Source organism: Enterobacter sp. MGH119 (assembly GCF_001037675.1).
GTDB classification, from domain to species: domain Bacteria; phylum Pseudomonadota; class Gammaproteobacteria; order Enterobacterales; family Enterobacteriaceae; genus Enterobacter; species Enterobacter hormaechei_C.
In genome coordinates this window covers 1-16,002 of record NZ_KQ089932.1, presented here as the reverse complement: position 1 = coordinate 16,002, position 16,002 = coordinate 1, and the positions used below count along the sequence as shown (strand labels likewise).

The window sequence follows — 16,002 nt, the reverse complement described above, 5'->3', positions numbered from 1 at the left end:
TTAACCAGAGTTATCCACATCTGTTCGCACGATCTTTAATCGTTTTTGAGTAAATTTTTCCATTCCGCGAGCCAGATCTCGGCTGGATCTTCGGGAATATCATGATCGAGGATGTTGATCTTCAGCGTTTCACCCAGCTGTTTTGCTCCGCAGGCGGTCACCGCAGCTTCTACTTTCTCTATGGCGCCACAGAAAGTGTCATATTCACGGCTGCCGATCCCCACAGCGCCAAACCGGACGTTTGACAGATCGGGCTGTTGTTCCAGCAGTTCGTCATATAAAGGTTGCAGGTTATCTGGCAGATCGCCCGCGCCGTGCGTGGAGGTGATCAGCAGCCAGACCCCGTCAGTCGGGAGATCTTCCAGCAGCGGTCCGTGCAGCGTTTGTGTAGAAAAGCCCGCGTCTTCCAGCTTCTCAGCCAGATGTTCCGCTACATATTCCGCACCGCCCAGGGTGCTGCCGCTGATAAGAGTAATGTCCGCCATTGATCGCTCGCTCAGATAAAGAGGCGGCCATTGTACGCTGTGAACGAGCTGGGATCTACCTGTGGAAAATGTGGGAATGAAATTTCCCGATCACGGGCGGATAGTACGCATGATCGGGTTTTGCAGGGAGATCAGGGTTTCAGTGGACTGAATTTCATCGATTGTTTGGATCTTGTTGATAAGTACCTGCTGGAGGGCGTCAATGGATCGGCACATGACCTTTATAAAGATGCTGTAGTGCCCGGTGGTGTAGTACGCCTCAGTGACTTCATCCAGCGCGTTCAGTTTCTCCAGCGCGGAGGGGTAATCTTTGGCGCTTTTCAGAATAATGCCAATGAAGCAGCAGACGTCGTAGCCGAGTTGCTTCGGGCTGACATCAATGCGTGCGCCGGTGATGATCCCGGCCTGCTTCATTTTCTCTACGCGAACGTGAATGGTCCCCGGGCTGACGCCAAATTGTTTAGCTAGTTCGGCATACGCGGTGCGTGCGTTGGCCATGAGCGCTTCCAGAATGCCGCGGTCCAGATTGTCGATCTGATAATTTTCCATAGGTTTTTCTTATGAAGATTAATGATTCCTTCTATTCTAGCGTCTTATTTTAACGAATCAAAAGTGAAGGAGGCTTTTTGTTGATGGGTTATTGAATTAAGCGCCTGTTCTGTTGCTTAATCAGTATCAACAGGACGCAGGAGTATAAATAATGAAAACCGCTTACATCGCAAAACAACGCCAGATCAGTTTCGTTAAATCCCATTTTTCTCGCCAGCTGGAAGAGAAGCTTGGCCTTATTGAAGTTCAGGCGCCGATTCTGAGCCGCGTGGGTGACGGGACGCAGGATAACTTGTCTGGTTGCGAAAAAGCGGTACAGGTAAAAGTGAAAACACTGCCAGACGCTCAGTTCGAAGTGGTTCATTCCCTGGCGAAGTGGAAGCGTCAAACCCTGGGACAACACGACTTCAGCGCGGGCGAAGGGCTTTACACGCACATGAAAGCCCTTCGCCCCGATGAAGACCGCCTCTCCCCCATTCATTCTGTCTACGTTGACCAGTGGGACTGGGAGCGCGTAATGGGTGACGGCGAGCGCCACGTTGGCACGCTGAAGTCTACCGTTGAGGCGATCTACGCCGGGATCAAAGCGACCGAAGCGGCCGTAAGCAAAGAGTTTGGTCTGGCACCGTTCCTGCCGGAAACGATCCACTTTGTTCACAGTCAGGAGTTGCTGAGCCGTTTCCCGGATCTGGATGCCAAAGGCCGTGAACGCGCGATTGCCAAAGAGCTTGGCGCTGTATTCCTGATCGGCATTGGCGGAAAATTGTCTGATGGTAAACGTCACGACGTCCGTGCGCCGGATTACGATGACTGGAGCACAGTGGGCGAAAGCGAATATGCTGGTCTGAACGGCGATATTCTGGTCTGGAACCCGGTTCTGGAAGATGCGTTTGAACTCTCTTCAATGGGGATCCGCGTGGATGCTGAAGCACTGAAGCGTCAGCTGGCCGTGACCGGTGATGAGGATCGTCTGCAACTGGAATGGCACCAGGCGCTGCTGCGCGGTGAAATGCCGCAGACCATCGGCGGTGGTATTGGCCAGTCTCGTCTGACCATGCTGCTGTTGCAACTGTCCCATATCGGTCAGGTGCAGTGTGGGGTCTGGCCGCAGCAGGTACGTGAGAGCGTCGGTTCTCTTCTTTAATTAACGTCGCCAGCGTCTGAGCAGGCGGCTACGCAACCCGGTATCAAAGCGCCAGATATGATCGAAGATGCGCATGATGCCGGGTTTTCCATGTGCAGACATCGCCACGGCATGGAAACGGTGCTGGTGCACGCGCTGCATCTCCTTCACTTTATTCACGACCTCGTCCGGCAGCCGCTGGGCAATAAAATCGGAAATCACCACCGCATCCGCGTCGTACCAGTCACCGCCCTGCATGCGCTCAATGATACTGCGAAAACAGCTGGCCAGATCGGTGCCGCCGCGAAAGCGCTGGCTTAAAAAGCGGATCGCCTGCTCCAGCCCCTGCGGGCTGGTCAGTTCATACCCCACCACTTCGCTGGAAAAGAGCATGATGTAGCAGCGACGACGATCGGCGAGCGCCACGCGCATCAGGGCCAGGCAGAACGCTTTTGCGCACTGTTCATTAAAGCCCCCCATCGATCCGGACGTATCGACGCAAACAATGAATGGGCCGCGCGGTTGCTCATCAAAATCCTGGTGCACCACCGGACGCTGGCTGATCTTCTCGCGCCAGGCTTCGCCATGCAGTCGATAGGTAATGAGCTGTTTTTCCACCAGCCGACGATAAAACTCATACTCCAGTTCGGTCATTCCCAGCGTGCTGAGTTCCGTTGGCAGCAGGCGCAGGATGTCATCGCTTTGCTGTAGCCCGTCCACCTGCTCCGGTACGGTGGAGGGTTCGCGTACCAGCGTTCGGAAGGTCTCCATCGGCGCATCTTTCTTTGGGACCGACCGGGCCTCCCGGGAGCGGCCGAGCTTTTCTGCGAGCTTCATCAGCTCCGGCTGTTGCGCCAGAAAGTCGCCGTACTTCACGATCAGCTGATAATCGCCCCGCTTTAACTGGCCGGCACTCATATCCCAGAGTCGACCAGCGGCGTTTTCATTCTCCACCAGCACCTGTTCTAACTGGCCGCTCAGGGTCATTCGCTCCTGGACCTCACTGAGCAACTGTTCGCGCTCTTCGTCCAGCAACTGCTGATTGAGGGCCGTGGCCTGGACCACAAGGCTCAGTCGCCAGCGCTGTAAAAACAGCGTATGCAGGGCGGAAGTGAAGCTGGGGTTGTCCGTGACCAGCGCTCTGGCCTGGCTGGCAAACGGGGAGTGAACGTTATCAAGCAGCGTCAGAGTTTGCTGTAGCTGGGCAATAAACTGCGGCGTTGAAAGCCGCTGGCACTGCTGGTAACCAGCCACTTCCTCTGTCAGTTCCGGCGGGACTTCCGTCTCCTTAAACCGCTGGCGCAGGTTATCGCGCCAGCGGGGAAGATCGTCCGTCATTGCTTTTCGAAGCTTCGGGAATTTTTCAAAGAAGGCCGCCAGCTGCGGTGAAGCGAGCAGGGTAATGACGACCTCTTCGATCAACCCTTCCTCGCTAACCGCTAGCATGACGTTAAGCGTGTCCAGCGTTAGCATTGACGAGCCTGTTTGATCTGCGCGCTGACATCCTGCAAGCTGGCTTCAATGCGACCTAACCAGTCGCTATGGATAAAGAGGCATTTCTGCTGCTCGCTGAAGCGGGTGTGCTGCTGATGCCATTCGTTATCCAGCGCGTCGAGCTGCTGTTTGATCTCCTCCGGCACAGTGTCGGAGGCCGTGCCCGGCAGAGCCAGGCGCGATCCCTGAAGGCTGACGTCGCGGATCACAAGGTGCTGGCTGCTGTCGACTTCCATCGACAACGGCTGTGCAAAGCCGATACCGTTGAGTTTACCGCGGATCTCACCGCCCTTATCCAGCCACTGAACCAGCGCAACGCGTTCGATAGTCACATGCACAACCTGCATATCATGAAGCTTCAGCGGCTGCTGAAGAAGAAGCGTTAGCGAGGCGTCAGTCAGCCCGGCTGGCAGTTCGTAGTGCGGTTTACGGGCAAACATCCCGCCAAGACGGTTCACCTTCAGCGCGGTTTTGTCACTTTGCTGCTGCTGGAGCTGAAGGCGACGTTGAGCAATCGCCCCCAGTTGATTAAGCATGGATTGCTGACCCCACGCGTGTCCGGTCATCAAAACGTCCAGCTGCTGCTGCATCAGATTCATCCCTTCTGCGTCGTGCCACAGGCAGTCTTTCAGCAGGATCAGATCGATGGGAGCGACAGCATCGCGGCCGCTAAACAGGGCGCTGGCCTGCAGCAGGCGGATCGCTTTTTTCCAGCGGCGATCGGAAACATAGGGGGCAGAGGGCAGTAAATCAAGCTGCTGGCGCAGCATGAAGATCAGCTCAAAAACGGGATCGGGCAGTTTTATCTTGCCGATCTCCTCCTGCCACTGGTGGTATTCCTCGTCCGTGACCTGCAATGACGCTGCCACCGGATTTTCGTTTTCATCCTGCTGGCTTACCAGCATAGAACGGAAGTTTGATTTATCCTGGACTTTATCCAGCCACAGGCGGATCAACATACGGTCATACAGCGCTTCCAGGCTGCTGTCGGCTTCGGGCAGTTCGTTTGACGCGGCCACCAGCAGGCGCATGGGGATCTTCTCTTCGCTGGCGCCGTTGCGGAATCGGCGTTCGTTAATTGCCGTCAGCAGGGTATTCAGAATGGCCGGGCCGGCTTTCCAGATCTCATCAAGAAAGACGATTTCCGCTTCCGGGAGATAGCCCGCCGTCAGACGTTCATAGCGTCCCTCATCTTTTAGCGCCTGAATGGAGAGTGGGCCGAAAACTTCTTCCGGCGTGGAGAAGCGCGTCATCAAATACTCGAATGCGCGCGCGTTTTGGAAAGCGAATTTGAGGCGGCGTGCGATCAGACTTTTGGCAATGCCCGGCGGCCCCAGCAGAAACACGCTTTCCCCGCTCAGCGCCGCCAGTAAACAGAGACGAATGGCGTGGCTACGCTCGTAAAGGCCTTTTTCCAGCGCACTGCTAAGGCGGGAAATTCTTTCTGCTAATAAATGTGAGTGAGCCATAATAGTTTTGCATCCTTTCGCCGTCGTGGCGGCTAATTGAAGCGAGTATAGACGTTTCGGTCTGGCCTGGTAATAGGCTGAAGTGCGGCGCTATTTTCTTTGCGCTACATTAATGTGGCTGCATTTAGGGGTACGATTTTGCATTGAATCGTGCATACTGTGCGCTTTTTGTGGGCCAAGGGACTAAGCACACATTTGTTATTCAAACGAAAAGACTAGTCTATGAGCACTGATAATAAGCAATCATTACCCGCAGTAACGCTTGCGGCGATCGGGGTTGTCTACGGTGATATCGGCACCAGCCCGCTTTATACGCTTCGTGAATGTCTGTCCGGTCAGTTTGGTTTTGGTGTAGAGCGTGACGCCGTATTTGGTTTCCTCTCGCTCATCTTCTGGCTGCTGATCCTGGTGGTCTCCCTTAAATATCTCTCTTTCGTTATGCGGGCTGATAACGCGGGCGAGGGCGGTATTCTGACCCTGATGTCCCTTGCCGGGCGCAATACGTCTGCAAGAATGACCTCCGTGCTGGTCATCATTGGCCTGATTGGCGGCAGCTTCTTCTATGGAGAAGTCGTGATTACGCCGGCGATTTCGGTAATGTCGGCCATAGAGGGGCTGGAGATTGTCGCGCCACAGCTTGATACTTGGGTGGTGCCACTCGCTATTATCGTGCTGACGTTGCTGTTTGCTATACAAAAACACGGTACCGGGCTGGTGGGTAAGCTGTTCGCGCCTATTATGCTGGCCTGGTTCCTGATCCTGGCGGCGCTGGGCTTACGCAGTATTATCGCCAACCCGGATGTCCTGCACGCGCTGAACCCATTGTGGGCGGTGCATTTCTTCCTGGAATATAAAGTGGTGTCGTTTGTGGCGCTGGGCGCGGTGGTACTTTCCATTACCGGTGTTGAAGCGCTGTATGCGGATATGGGCCACTTCGGGAAACTCCCTATTCGCGTCGCATGGTTTAGCGTGGTCTTGCCTTCACTGGTGCTGAATTACTTCGGTCAGGGCGCGCTGCTGCTTGCACACCCTGAAGCGATTAAAAACCCGTTCTTCCTGCTGGCGCCGGACTGGGCGCTGGTTCCGATGCTGATCCTGGCTACGCTGGCGACGGTCATTGCCTCTCAGGCTGTCATTTCCGGCGTATTCTCCCTGACGCGTCAGGCCGTGCGGTTGGGTTATCTCTCCCCAATGCGCATTATCCATACCTCAGAGATGGAGTCTGGCCAGATCTACATTCCGTTCGTCAACTGGCTGCTCTACTTCGCGGTGGTGATTGTCATCGTCAGCTTTGAGCACTCCAGTAATCTGGCGGCGGCGTACGGTATCGCGGTAACCGGAACGATGGTGTTGACCTCTATTCTCTCCACCACCGTGGCGTACCGTAACTGGCACTGGAATAAGTTCCTCGTGGGGCTGATCCTGGTTGGCTTCCTCTGTATCGACGTGCCGCTGTTTTCTGCGAATCTCGACAAGATTGTCTCCGGTGGCTGGCTGCCGCTGACGCTGGGTCTGGTGATGTTTATTGTGATGACGACGTGGAAGAGCGAACGTTTCCGCCTGCTGCGTCGTATGCATGAGCACGGTAACTCTCTGGAGGCGATGATTGCCTCGCTGGAGAAATCCCCACCGGTGCGCGTGCCGGGCACGGCGGTGTATATGTCTCGCGCGCTGAACGTAATCCCGTTTGCGCTGATGCATAACCTCAAGCACAACAAAGTGCTGCACGAGCGCGTGATCCTGCTGACGCTGCGTACTGAAGATGCGCCGTACGTTCACAACGTGCGTCGCGTACAGATTGAACAGCTGTCGCCAACCTTCTGGCGCGTGGTGGCAAGCTACGGCTGGCGCGAAACGCCGAACGTGGAAGAGGTGTTCCACCGCTGCGGTCTGGAAGGCCTGAGTTGCCGCATGATGGAGACGTCGTTCTTTATGTCCCACGAGTCGCTGATCATCGGCAAGCGCCCATGGTATCTGCGCCTGCGCGGCAAGCTGTATCTCATTCTGCAACGTAACGCCCTGCGTGCGCCTGACCAGTTTGAGATCCCGCCTAATCGCGTGATTGAGCTGGGCACGCAGGTCGAGATTTAAGACTCCGTGCGGGCTGATGCCCTCACCCCGACCCTCTCCCACAGGGAGAGGGCGCAACCATAAAATACGGTAACCTGACGGTTACCGTTTTGCATTTACCTCCTCTGCATTTCACTTAGCGAAACGTTTCGACGTTGATCACAAATCCGTTACGTCATGATGGTTTTCTGAACACTTCTGCGGCTACACTGTTTTTAGCGAAACGTTTCGCTAGTGGAGCAAAAAATGAAGAAAGGCACAGTACTCAACTCAGAAATCTCATCGGTGATTTCCCGTCTTGGGCATACCGATACGCTGGTGGTTTGCGATGCAGGCTTACCGGTTCCGCGCAGCACAACCCGTATCGATATGGCGTTAACGCAGGGCGTGCCCTCGTTCATGCAGGTACTGGAAGTGGTCACCGCGGAGATGCAGGTTGAGGCGGCCATTCTCGCGGCGGAAATCAAACAACATAATCCGCAACTCCACGAAACGTTGCTCAGCCACATTGAGCAACTGCAACAGCACCAGGGAAACACCATAGAAATTCGTTACACAACGCACGAGCAGTTCAAACAACAAACCGCAGACAGTCAGGCGGTGATTCGCAGCGGGGAGTGTTCCCCGTATGCGAATATCATTCTCTGTGCTGGCGTCACCTTCTGAGGCCATCATGGACGCATTACTGCAACTCAAAGGGATCGATAAATCGTTCCCGGGCGTAAAAGCCCTCTCCGGCGCGGCGCTGAACGTCTATTCCGGGCGCGTCATGGCGCTGGTGGGCGAAAACGGCGCCGGCAAATCCACCATGATGAAAGTGCTGACCGGTATCTACCAACGCGATGCCGGTTCGCTGCTGTGGCTGGGTAAAGAGACCACCTTCAACGGCCCGAAATCCTCTCAGGAAGCGGGCATCGGCATTATTCACCAGGAGCTGAACCTGATCCCGCAGCTCACCATTGCGGAGAACATCTTCCTCGGCCGTGAGTTCGTGAACCGGTTTGGCAAAATCGACTGGAAAACCATGTATGCCGAAGCGGACAAACTGCTGGCGAAGCTGAATCTGCGCTTTAAGAGCGACCGACTGGTGGGCGACCTTTCCATCGGCGATCAGCAGATGGTGGAAATCGCGAAGGTGCTGAGCTTCGAGTCGAAGGTCATCATTATGGATGAACCGACCGACGCCCTGACCGATACCGAAACCGAATCCTTGTTCCGCGTGATCCGTGAGCTGAAATCCCAGGGCCGCGGCATTGTCTATATCTCACACCGCATGAAAGAGATCTTCGAAATCTGCGACGACGTCACCGTCTTTCGCGACGGGCAGTTTATTGCCGAGCGCGAAGTAGCAACCCTGACCGAAGATTCGCTGATCGAAATGATGGTGGGACGTAAGCTCGAAGATCAGTATCCACATCTGGAGAAAGCGCCGGGTGAGATCCGCCTGAAGGTGGATAACCTCTGCGGACCGGGCGTGAATGACGTCTCCTTTACCCTGCGCAAGGGCGAGATCCTTGGCGTCGCGGGCCTGATGGGGGCGGGGCGTACTGAACTGATGAAAGTGCTCTATGGCGCACTGCCGCGCACCAGCGGCTACGTTACCCTTGACGGTCATGAAGTGGTCACCCGCTCGCCGCAGGACGGGCTGGCGAATGGCATCGTCTATATCTCTGAAGACCGTAAGCGCGACGGCTTAGTGCTGGGCATGTCGGTAAAAGAGAACATGTCCCTGACTGCGCTAGGCTATTTCAGCCGCAGCGGCGGCAGCCTGAAACACAAAGATGAGCAGCAGGCGGTCAGCGATTTTATCCGTCTCTTTAACGTTAAAACCCCATCGATGGAGCAGGCGATTGGCCTGTTGTCCGGCGGTAATCAGCAGAAAGTGGCGATTGCCCGCGGGTTGATGACGCGCCCGAAAGTACTGATCCTCGATGAGCCCACCCGCGGCGTGGACGTGGGCGCGAAAAAAGAGATCTATCAGCTGATTAACCAGTTCAAGGCCGACGGTCTGAGCATCATTCTGGTCTCTTCCGAGATGCCAGAAGTATTAGGCATGAGCGATCGCATTATCGTCATGCATGAAGGGCATCTCGGCGGTGAATTCACTCGCGAGCAGGCCACCCAGGAAGTTCTGATGGCTGCCGCTGTGGGCAAGCTTAATCGCGTGAATCAGGAGTAAGAAGATGACTACCCAGGCTGTTTCTGGTCGCCGCTATTTCACAAAGGCATGGCTGATGGAACAAAAATCGCTGATTGCCCTGCTGGTGCTGATCGCGATTGTCTCGACCATGAGCCCGAACTTTTTTACCGTCAATAACCTGTTCAACATTCTTCAGCAGACCTCTGTCAACGCCATTATGGCGGTGGGGATGACGCTGGTGATTTTGACCTCGGGTATCGATCTGTCCGTCGGTTCCCTGCTGGCCCTCACCGGCGCGATCGCCGCGTCGATTGTCGGTATTGAGGTCAACGCGCTGGTGGCCGTTGCCGCTGCGCTGGCGGCAGGTGCGGCAATTGGCGCCGTAACCGGCGTAATTGTGGCGAAAGGTCGCGTTCAGGCGTTCATCGCCACGCTGGTGATGATGCTGCTGCTGCGCGGTGTGACCATGGTGTACACCAACGGCAGCCCGATTAATACCGGCTTTACCGATAACGCCGATCTGTTTGGCTGGTTCGGTATCGGTCGCCCGCTGGGTGTCCCGACCCCGGTCTGGATCATGGCTATCGTTTTCCTGGCGGCGTGGTACATGCTGCACCATACCCGTCTGGGTCGTTATATCTATGCGCTGGGCGGTAACGAAGCGGCAACGCGCCTGTCCGGTATCAGCGTTAATAAAGTCAAAATTATCGTTTACTCCCTGTGCGGCCTGCTGGCGTCTCTGGCGGGCATCATCGAAGTGGCGCGCCTCTCTTCCGCACAGCCAACGGCGGGTACGGGCTATGAGCTGGATGCCATCGCGGCAGTGGTTCTGGGCGGTACGAGCCTTGCGGGCGGTAAAGGTCGCATTGTTGGGACATTGATCGGCGCACTGATCCTCGGTTTCCTGAATAATGGTTTGAATTTGTTAGGTGTTTCCTCCTATTACCAGATGATCGTTAAGGCAGTGGTGATTTTGCTGGCGGTACTGGTAGACAACAAAAAACAGTAACTGACGACACTACAGGACATCTTAGATATGAACATGAAAAAACTGGCTACCCTGGTTTCTGCTGTCGCGCTGAGCGCAACCGTAAGTGCTAACGCCATGGCGAAGGACACCATCGCGCTGGTTGTCTCTACCCTGAACAACCCGTTCTTCGTCTCCCTGAAGGATGGCGCGCAGAAAGAAGCAGATAAACTGGGCTACAACCTGGTGGTGCTGGATTCTCAGAACAACCCGGCGAAAGAGCTGGCTAACGTTCAGGACTTAACCGTTCGTGGCACCAAAATCCTGCTGATCAACCCAACCGATTCCGACGCGGTCGGTAATGCCGTGAAGATGGCAAACCAGGCGAAGATCCCGGTAATCACCCTTGACCGTCAGGCAACGAAAGGGGATGTGGTCAGCCACATTGCGTCTGATAACGTACTGGGCGGAAAAATCGCCGGCGACTACATCGCGAAGAAAGCCGGTGAAGGCGCGAAAGTGATTGAGTTGCAGGGTATCGCCGGGACTTCCGCGGCCCGTGAACGTGGTGAGGGTTTCCAGCAGGCTGTAGCGGCGCACAAATTCAACGTGCTGGCGAGCCAGCCGGCAGACTTCGACCGTACAAAGGGTCTGAACGTCATGCAGAACCTGCTGACCGCGCATCCTGATGTGCAGGCGGTATTCGCACAGAACGACGAAATGGCGCTCGGTGCGCTGCGTGCGCTCCAGACTGCGGGTAAATCAGATGTGATGGTTGTCGGATTTGACGGCACGCCGGATGGTGAAAAAGCAGTAAATGATGGCAAACTGGCTGCGACCATCGCTCAGCTGCCTGAGCAGATTGGCGCGACAGGCGTGCAAACTGCCGATAAAGTGCTGAAGGGCGAAAAAGTTCAGGCCAAATATCCTGTTGACCTGAAACTGGTCATTAAGCAGTAAAGGCGATTCAGGCAGTCGCTGGCTGCCTGAGGGACACCAAATAAAAGAAAAGTGTGGCATACGCCACCGGGTAATACCGGTGGCGCTCTCAGATGGACACCTCAATACATGAAAACCGCAGGCAACCTCGTCGTCCTTGGCAGTATCAATGCCGATCACATTCTTAACCTTGAAACGTTCCCCACTCCGGGCGAAACCGTCACCGGCAATCAGTATCAGGTGGCGTTCGGCGGTAAGGGCGCAAACCAGGCGGTTGCCGCCGGACGCAGCGGGGCGAATATCGCGTTTATCGCCTGTACGGGTGATGACGATACCGGCGAGCGCGTACGCAAACAGCTCGCAAGCGACAACATCGACATCGCACCCGTCAGCGTGGTTGCAGGGGAATCTACCGGCGTGGCGCTGATTTTCGTCAATGCGGAAGGTGAGAATGTCATCGGTATTCATGCAGGGGCTAATGCCGCGTTAACGACTGAACGCGTCGAAGCGCAGCGTGGAATCATCGCCGGAGCGGAAGCCCTGCTGATGCAGCTGGAGTCACCGGTTGAAAGCGTGCTGGCCGCTGCGAAAATTGCGCATGAAAATCATACCTCTGTCGTACTTAACCCGGCACCTGCCCGTGTATTATCAGACGAGCTGCTGGCGCTGGTGGATATTATCACCCCGAACGAAACCGAAGCGGAAAAGCTGACGGGTATCCGTGTCGAAAATGATGACGATGCAGCGCGTGCCGCGCTTGCGCTGCATGATAAAGGCATCGGCACCGTGATCATCACCCTCGGCAGCCGTGGGGTGTGGGCTAGCGTCAATGGCGAAGGTCGTCGCGTGCCGGGCTTTAAGGTCAAAGCCATTGATACCATCGCCGCAGGAGACACCTTCAACGGTGCACTGGTAACGGCGCTGCTGGAAGGAAAAGCAATGGATGACGCGATCCGCTTCGCGCATGCCGCCGCTGCGATCGCGGTGACGCGTAAAGGCGCTCAGCCTTCTGTTCCATGGCGTAAAGAGATTGATGAATTCTTAAGTCAGCAGGGGTAACGCTTGGCCACAATGAAAGATGTCGCCCGTATGGCGGGCGTTTCTACCTCGACTGTTTCCCACGTTATCAATAACGATCGCTTCGTCAGCGAGGCGATTCGGGAGAAAGTTGACGCTGCAATTAAAGAACTCAACTATGCGCCGTCTGCGCTGGCCCGCAGCCTGAAGCTCAACCAGACGCGCACCATCGGCATGCTGATCACGGCCAGTACCAACCCTTTTTATTCTGAACTGGTGCGCGGCGTGGAGCGCAGCTGCTTCGAGCGCGGCTACAGCCTGGTGCTGTGCAATACCGAAGGCGATGAGCAGCGCATGAACCGTAACCTGGAAACGCTGATGCAAAAACGCGTCGACGGGCTGCTGCTGCTCTGTACCGAAACGCATCAACCTTCGAAAGAGATCATCCAGCGCTACCCTTCTATTCCCACGGTGATGATGGACTGGGCGCCGTTCGACGGCACCAGCGATCTGATCCAGGATAACTCGCTGCTGGGCGGCGATATGGCGACTCAGCATCTGATCGATAAAGGTCATACCCGCATTGCCTGTATTACCGGCCCGCTGGATAAAACCCCGGCGCGCTTGCGTCTGGAAGGCTATCTTTCGGCCATGGAACGTGCGGGGCTTGCCATTCCTGATGGCTATCGCATCACCGGCGATTTCGAATTTAACGGTGGATTTGAAGCAATGCAGAAACTGCTGGCGCAAGAGCCGCGCCCGCAGGCGGTGTTTATCGGTAATGATGCGATGGCATTCGGAGCTTATCAGGCGCTTTATCAGGCGGGATTACGTGTCCCGGACGACATGGCGATCGTCGGTTACGATGATATCGAACTGGCGCGCTACATGACGCCGCCGCTGACCACCATCCATCAGCCGAAAGATGAACTGGGCGAGCTGGCCATCGATGTGTTGATCCACCGCATGGCCCAGCCCACGCTGCAACAGCAACGTTTGCAGCTTACTCCTGTTCTGATGGAACGCGGTTCGGTTTAGCCTTCTCTTTGTGACGCTCTTTAATCAGGTTCCGGCCGTCTTTTGGTTTTAACAACATAAAGACCACCGCCGATACCACGGTAAGCGCGCCCATGGTGATAAAGGTATAGTGGAACTGCTCAACGGTATTAGTACCGTCAAACCCTTCATAAAACCGCAGTACCGCCGCGCTTACGGCAACCCCGAGGCTGATCGACAGCTGTTGAGTGACCGCCAGTACGCTGTTGCCGCTGCTGGCATTCTCGTCGGTGAGGTCCGCAAGGGTGATGGTGTTCATCGACGTAAACTGCGTCGACATGGCCATACCCAGCACAAACAGCGGCAGGATCAGCATCCAGATTGGTAACGCCGCAGATTGCAGAGAGAACTGCGCAATCATCAATCCGATAAAGATCGTCACGCCAACCAGCGTCTTACGATAGCCAAACCAGCGCAGCACCTGCGTGACCGTCGATTTTGCCAGAATCGAGCCCATCGCCGTGGGCGCCATCATGCAGCCAGCAATCAGGGCCGGATAGCCGAAACCGACCTGGAGCATCAGCGGCATCAGGAACGGTACGCAGCCCGTGCCCAGACGCGAGGCAATATTGCCCGCGATCCCGACGGAAAACGTTCGGGTGTTAAACAGAGATAAAGAGATAAGCGGTGTCGGATGGCGACGCGCATGACGTATATATAGAAGGAACAGCAGAATCCCGCTAAGGATGACGGCCAGCGCCAGCCACGTCGCTACGATTTTCTCGCCAAACAGCTCCATCCCGCTGGAGAACAGGACCAGGCTCAGGCCAAACAGGAAGAAGCCGCCCATATCGAAGCTGCGTCTTGGCGTGGTGAAGTTCGGCATATATTTACGGGCATAAATCAGCCCTGCCACACCAATCGGAATATTAATCAGGAAGATCCAGTGCCAGCTTGCCCAGGTCACCAGTACGCCACCGAGAACCGGGCCAAGTATCGGGCCGACCAGCCCCGGCATAGTCACAAAGTTGAGCACCGGGAGCAGTTCGCTGCGCGGATAGGCGCGCAATAACGCCAGACGCGCGACGGGCATCATCATCGCGCCGCCTATCCCCTGTAGAACGCGGAAGATAACCAGTTCCGTCAAAGAGGTGGAGAGGGCGCAAGCCAGAGAACCGAGGGTGAACAACGTCACCGCCAGCATGAATACTTTACGCGTGCCGAAACGATCGGCCAGCCAGCCGCTGACCGGAATAAGCATCGCCACCGTCAGGGTGTAGCTGATGATGGCGGATTGCATCGCCAGCGGGGAGCGGTTAAGGCTTTGGGCTATGGCGGGAAGGGCGGTATTGAGGATAGTGGCATCAAGTGCCTGCATAAAGAACGCCATGGCTGCAATCCACGGCAATCCGGCCATACTGCGTGCTTTTTTCTCTGTCATTTATTTACCTGCTGGTGGGTTGGCGCGGCCAGCAACGCCTGGCACGCACTCAGGGCTCGCTGCCCGTCGCTCTCCTGAATGGCATCGACTATCGCCTGATGCAGATCCAGCTTCACCACCTCATCCTGTGTGATAGAGGTAAAGTAAGTGTGGTACACAGAATGGAATAAAGAAGCAAAGGAGGTCAGGAAAGGATTTCCGCTCATATTATAGATATGTTCATGCCAGGCCATATCGACCGCTATCCAGCGCTCGCGGTTAAAGTGCTTTTTCAGATCCACCATCTCTTCCATCAAAGTATTGAGCTGCGCTTTTTGCTCTGCTGTGCCGAGCGTGGCGGCAAGCAGACAGGCCTGAGGTTCAAGACTGCTGCGCATGACCAGAAAGTGATCGACGACCTGATTAAAGTTATCTTCGGTCATCCACCAGGTGAGCAACTCCTGATCGAGAAAGTTCCAGTTTCCCTGAGGCATAACGCGGGTGCCAATGCGCGGGCGTGGAAGCACCATCCCTTTCGCCGTTAATGTTTTTACCGCTTCGCGAACGGCTGTACGGCTAACGCCAAACTGATCTCCCAGCTCCATCTCGCTGGGCAGGATGCTACCTGGAGCATATTTACCCGCTAAGATCAGCTGCGCCAGTTTCTCTGCCAGCACATAGGACAGGTTTTTTTGAGCTGCCAGCTGTTGTGCGCTTAATGGCATCGCTTTTATTCCTTAGATATTGATGCGGCTAATTATGCCATCTCAGGTGTGATTGTGGTTGCAGATACATCAAATAGAACAATTTGTAGCTGGATCTCATCGCTTTTGGTGAAAAAAAACACGGTCAGAAACTTTTTTTAAATTTCCTCTTGTCACTTCAGAAGAACTCCCTATAATGCGCCTCCACTGACACGGAACAACGGCACGCAAGCCGCCGGGTCAGCAGAGAAAAGCAAAACAAACGCTTGACTCTGAAGCGGGAAAGCGTAATATGCACACCCCGCGCCGCAGCGAAAACGAAGCGGCACTGCTCTTTAACAATTTATCAGACAATCTGTGTGGGCACTCAAAGTGACATGGATTCTTAATGTCCTCGGACACTAAATGAATACCAAGTCTCAACGAGTGAACACGTAATTCATTACGAAGTTTAATTCATTGAGCATCAAACTTTTAAATTGAAGAGTTTGATCATGGCTCAGATTGAACGCTGGCGGCAGGCCTAACACATGCAAGTCGAACGGTAACAGGAAGCAGCTTGCTGCTTCGCTGACGAGTGGCGGACGGGTGAGTAATGTCTGGGAAACTGCCTGATGGAGGGGGATAAC

At 55.3% G+C, this 16,002-nt stretch carries 14 protein-coding genes and 1 rRNA gene; 9 read left to right on the top strand and 6 right to left on the bottom strand.

Annotated elements, in window-relative coordinates; translation table 11 throughout:
• Window positions 1-35 precede the first annotated feature (35 nt).
• Entirely contained in the window at window positions 36-485 is a 450-nt protein-coding gene (gene mioC, locus SK53_RS17010; protein ID WP_003862381.1) for an FMN-binding protein MioC, read from the bottom strand.
• Window positions 486-575: 90 nt separating this feature from the next.
• Entirely contained in the window at window positions 576-1,034 is a 459-nt protein-coding gene (asnC, locus tag SK53_RS17005; RefSeq protein ID WP_003862383.1) for a transcriptional regulator AsnC, read from the bottom strand.
• A 151-nt stretch (window positions 1,035-1,185) separates the two neighbouring features.
• Between asnC and asnA the strand changes: the two genes are divergently transcribed.
• Window positions 1,186-2,178, top strand: coding sequence for an aspartate--ammonia ligase (gene asnA / locus SK53_RS17000; RefSeq protein ID WP_003862385.1), 993 nt, complete (start codon window positions 1,186-1,188; stop codon window positions 2,176-2,178).
• On the opposite strand, the gene viaA is transcribed toward asnA, so the two are convergent.
• Together viaA and ravA are read right to left on the bottom strand one after the other, a co-directional pair.
• The gene (gene viaA, locus SK53_RS16995; protein WP_048209820.1) at window positions 2,179-3,630 is read right to left on the bottom strand and encodes an ATPase RavA stimulator ViaA; all 1,452 of its coding nucleotides are present in this window, start codon (window positions 3,628-3,630) and stop codon (window positions 2,179-2,181) included. It lies immediately after the preceding gene.
• Window positions 3,624-5,120, bottom strand: a complete 1,497-nt coding sequence (gene ravA, locus SK53_RS16990; RefSeq protein ID WP_003862389.1) for an ATPase RavA — start codon at window positions 5,118-5,120, stop codon at window positions 3,624-3,626. The genes viaA and ravA overlap by 7 nt, the downstream gene beginning before the upstream one ends.
• A gap of 222 nt (window positions 5,121-5,342) precedes the next feature.
• Here ravA and kup point away from each other — a divergent pair, with 222 nt between their 5' ends.
• The 7 genes from kup (at window position 5,343) to rbsR (ending at window position 13,291) form a co-directional block, all read left to right on the top strand.
• A complete protein-coding gene (kup, locus tag SK53_RS16985) occupies window positions 5,343-7,211 on the top strand; it encodes a low affinity potassium transporter Kup (protein ID WP_003862390.1) in 1,869 nt (622 codons plus the stop codon).
• 225 nt (window positions 7,212-7,436) lie between these two features.
• Window positions 7,437-7,856, top strand: a complete 420-nt coding sequence (rbsD, locus tag SK53_RS16980) for a D-ribose pyranase (RefSeq protein ID WP_003862392.1) — start codon at window positions 7,437-7,439, stop codon at window positions 7,854-7,856.
• Window positions 7,857-7,863: 7 nt separating this feature from the next.
• Window positions 7,864-9,369 carry a ribose ABC transporter ATP-binding protein RbsA gene (gene rbsA / locus SK53_RS16975; protein ID WP_003862393.1) on the top strand — a complete coding sequence of 502 codons (1,506 nt, stop codon included), beginning with the start codon at window positions 7,864-7,866 and terminating at the stop codon, window positions 9,367-9,369.
• A gap of 4 nt (window positions 9,370-9,373) precedes the next feature.
• Entirely contained in the window at window positions 9,374-10,339 is a 966-nt protein-coding gene (gene rbsC, locus SK53_RS16970) for a ribose ABC transporter permease (RefSeq protein ID WP_003862395.1), read from the top strand.
• A gap of 27 nt (window positions 10,340-10,366) precedes the next feature.
• Complete coding sequence (gene rbsB, locus SK53_RS16965) at window positions 10,367-11,257, top strand: ribose ABC transporter substrate-binding protein RbsB (protein WP_003862397.1); 891 nt, start codon at window positions 10,367-10,369, stop codon at window positions 11,255-11,257.
• Window positions 11,258-11,365: 108 nt separating this feature from the next.
• Window positions 11,366-12,295 carry a ribokinase gene (gene rbsK, locus SK53_RS16960; RefSeq protein ID WP_003862399.1) on the top strand — a complete coding sequence of 310 codons (930 nt, stop codon included), beginning with the start codon at window positions 11,366-11,368 and terminating at the stop codon, window positions 12,293-12,295.
• A 3-nt stretch (window positions 12,296-12,298) separates the two neighbouring features.
• Window positions 12,299-13,291, top strand: a complete 993-nt coding sequence (gene rbsR / locus SK53_RS16955) for a ribose operon transcriptional repressor RbsR (protein ID WP_003862402.1) — start codon at window positions 12,299-12,301, stop codon at window positions 13,289-13,291.
• Here the strand turns inward: rbsR and mdtD are convergent.
• The gene (gene mdtD, locus SK53_RS16950) at window positions 13,257-14,690 is read right to left on the bottom strand and encodes a multidrug transporter subunit MdtD (RefSeq protein WP_003862403.1); all 1,434 of its coding nucleotides are present in this window, start codon (window positions 14,688-14,690) and stop codon (window positions 13,257-13,259) included. The genes rbsR and mdtD overlap by 35 nt on opposite strands.
• Window positions 14,687-15,394 carry a FadR/GntR family transcriptional regulator gene (locus SK53_RS16945; protein WP_003862405.1) on the bottom strand — a complete coding sequence of 236 codons (708 nt, stop codon included), beginning with the start codon at window positions 15,392-15,394 and terminating at the stop codon, window positions 14,687-14,689. The genes mdtD and SK53_RS16945 overlap by 4 nt, the downstream gene beginning before the upstream one ends.
• A 455-nt stretch (window positions 15,395-15,849) precedes the next feature.
• On the opposite strand from SK53_RS16945, the gene SK53_RS16940 reads away from it, so the two are divergent.
• Window positions 15,850-16,002, top strand: a 16S ribosomal RNA gene (locus SK53_RS16940); the annotation flags it as partial.

Bases quoted from the DNA above. Each gene is read 5' to 3' on its own strand.
- rbsB (WP_003862397.1), top strand. From the start codon at position 10,367: ATGAACATGAAAAAACTGGCTACCCTGGTTTCTGCTGTCGCGCTGAGC.
- rbsA (WP_003862393.1), top strand. From the start codon at position 7,864: ATGGACGCATTACTGCAACTCAAAGGGATCGATAAATCGTTCCCGGGC.
- ravA (WP_003862389.1), bottom strand. From the start codon at position 5,120: ATGGCTCACTCACATTTATTAGCAGAAAGAATTTCCCGCCTTAGCAGT.
- asnA (WP_003862385.1), top strand. From the start codon at position 1,186: ATGAAAACCGCTTACATCGCAAAACAACGCCAGATCAGTTTCGTTAAA.
- SK53_RS16945 (WP_003862405.1), bottom strand. From the start codon at position 15,394: ATGCCATTAAGCGCACAACAGCTGGCAGCTCAAAAAAACCTGTCCTAT.
- rbsK (WP_003862399.1), top strand. From the start codon at position 11,366: ATGAAAACCGCAGGCAACCTCGTCGTCCTTGGCAGTATCAATGCCGAT.
- rbsC (WP_003862395.1), top strand. From the start codon at position 9,374: ATGACTACCCAGGCTGTTTCTGGTCGCCGCTATTTCACAAAGGCATGG.
- kup (WP_003862390.1), top strand. From the start codon at position 5,343: ATGAGCACTGATAATAAGCAATCATTACCCGCAGTAACGCTTGCGGCG.
- rbsD (WP_003862392.1), top strand. From the start codon at position 7,437: ATGAAGAAAGGCACAGTACTCAACTCAGAAATCTCATCGGTGATTTCC.
- mdtD (WP_003862403.1), bottom strand. From the start codon at position 14,690: ATGACAGAGAAAAAAGCACGCAGTATGGCCGGATTGCCGTGGATTGCA.
- asnC (WP_003862383.1), bottom strand. From the start codon at position 1,034: ATGGAAAATTATCAGATCGACAATCTGGACCGCGGCATTCTGGAAGCG.
- viaA (WP_048209820.1), bottom strand. From the start codon at position 3,630: ATGCTAACGCTGGACACGCTTAACGTCATGCTAGCGGTTAGCGAGGAA.
- mioC (WP_003862381.1), bottom strand. From the start codon at position 485: ATGGCGGACATTACTCTTATCAGCGGCAGCACCCTGGGCGGTGCGGAA.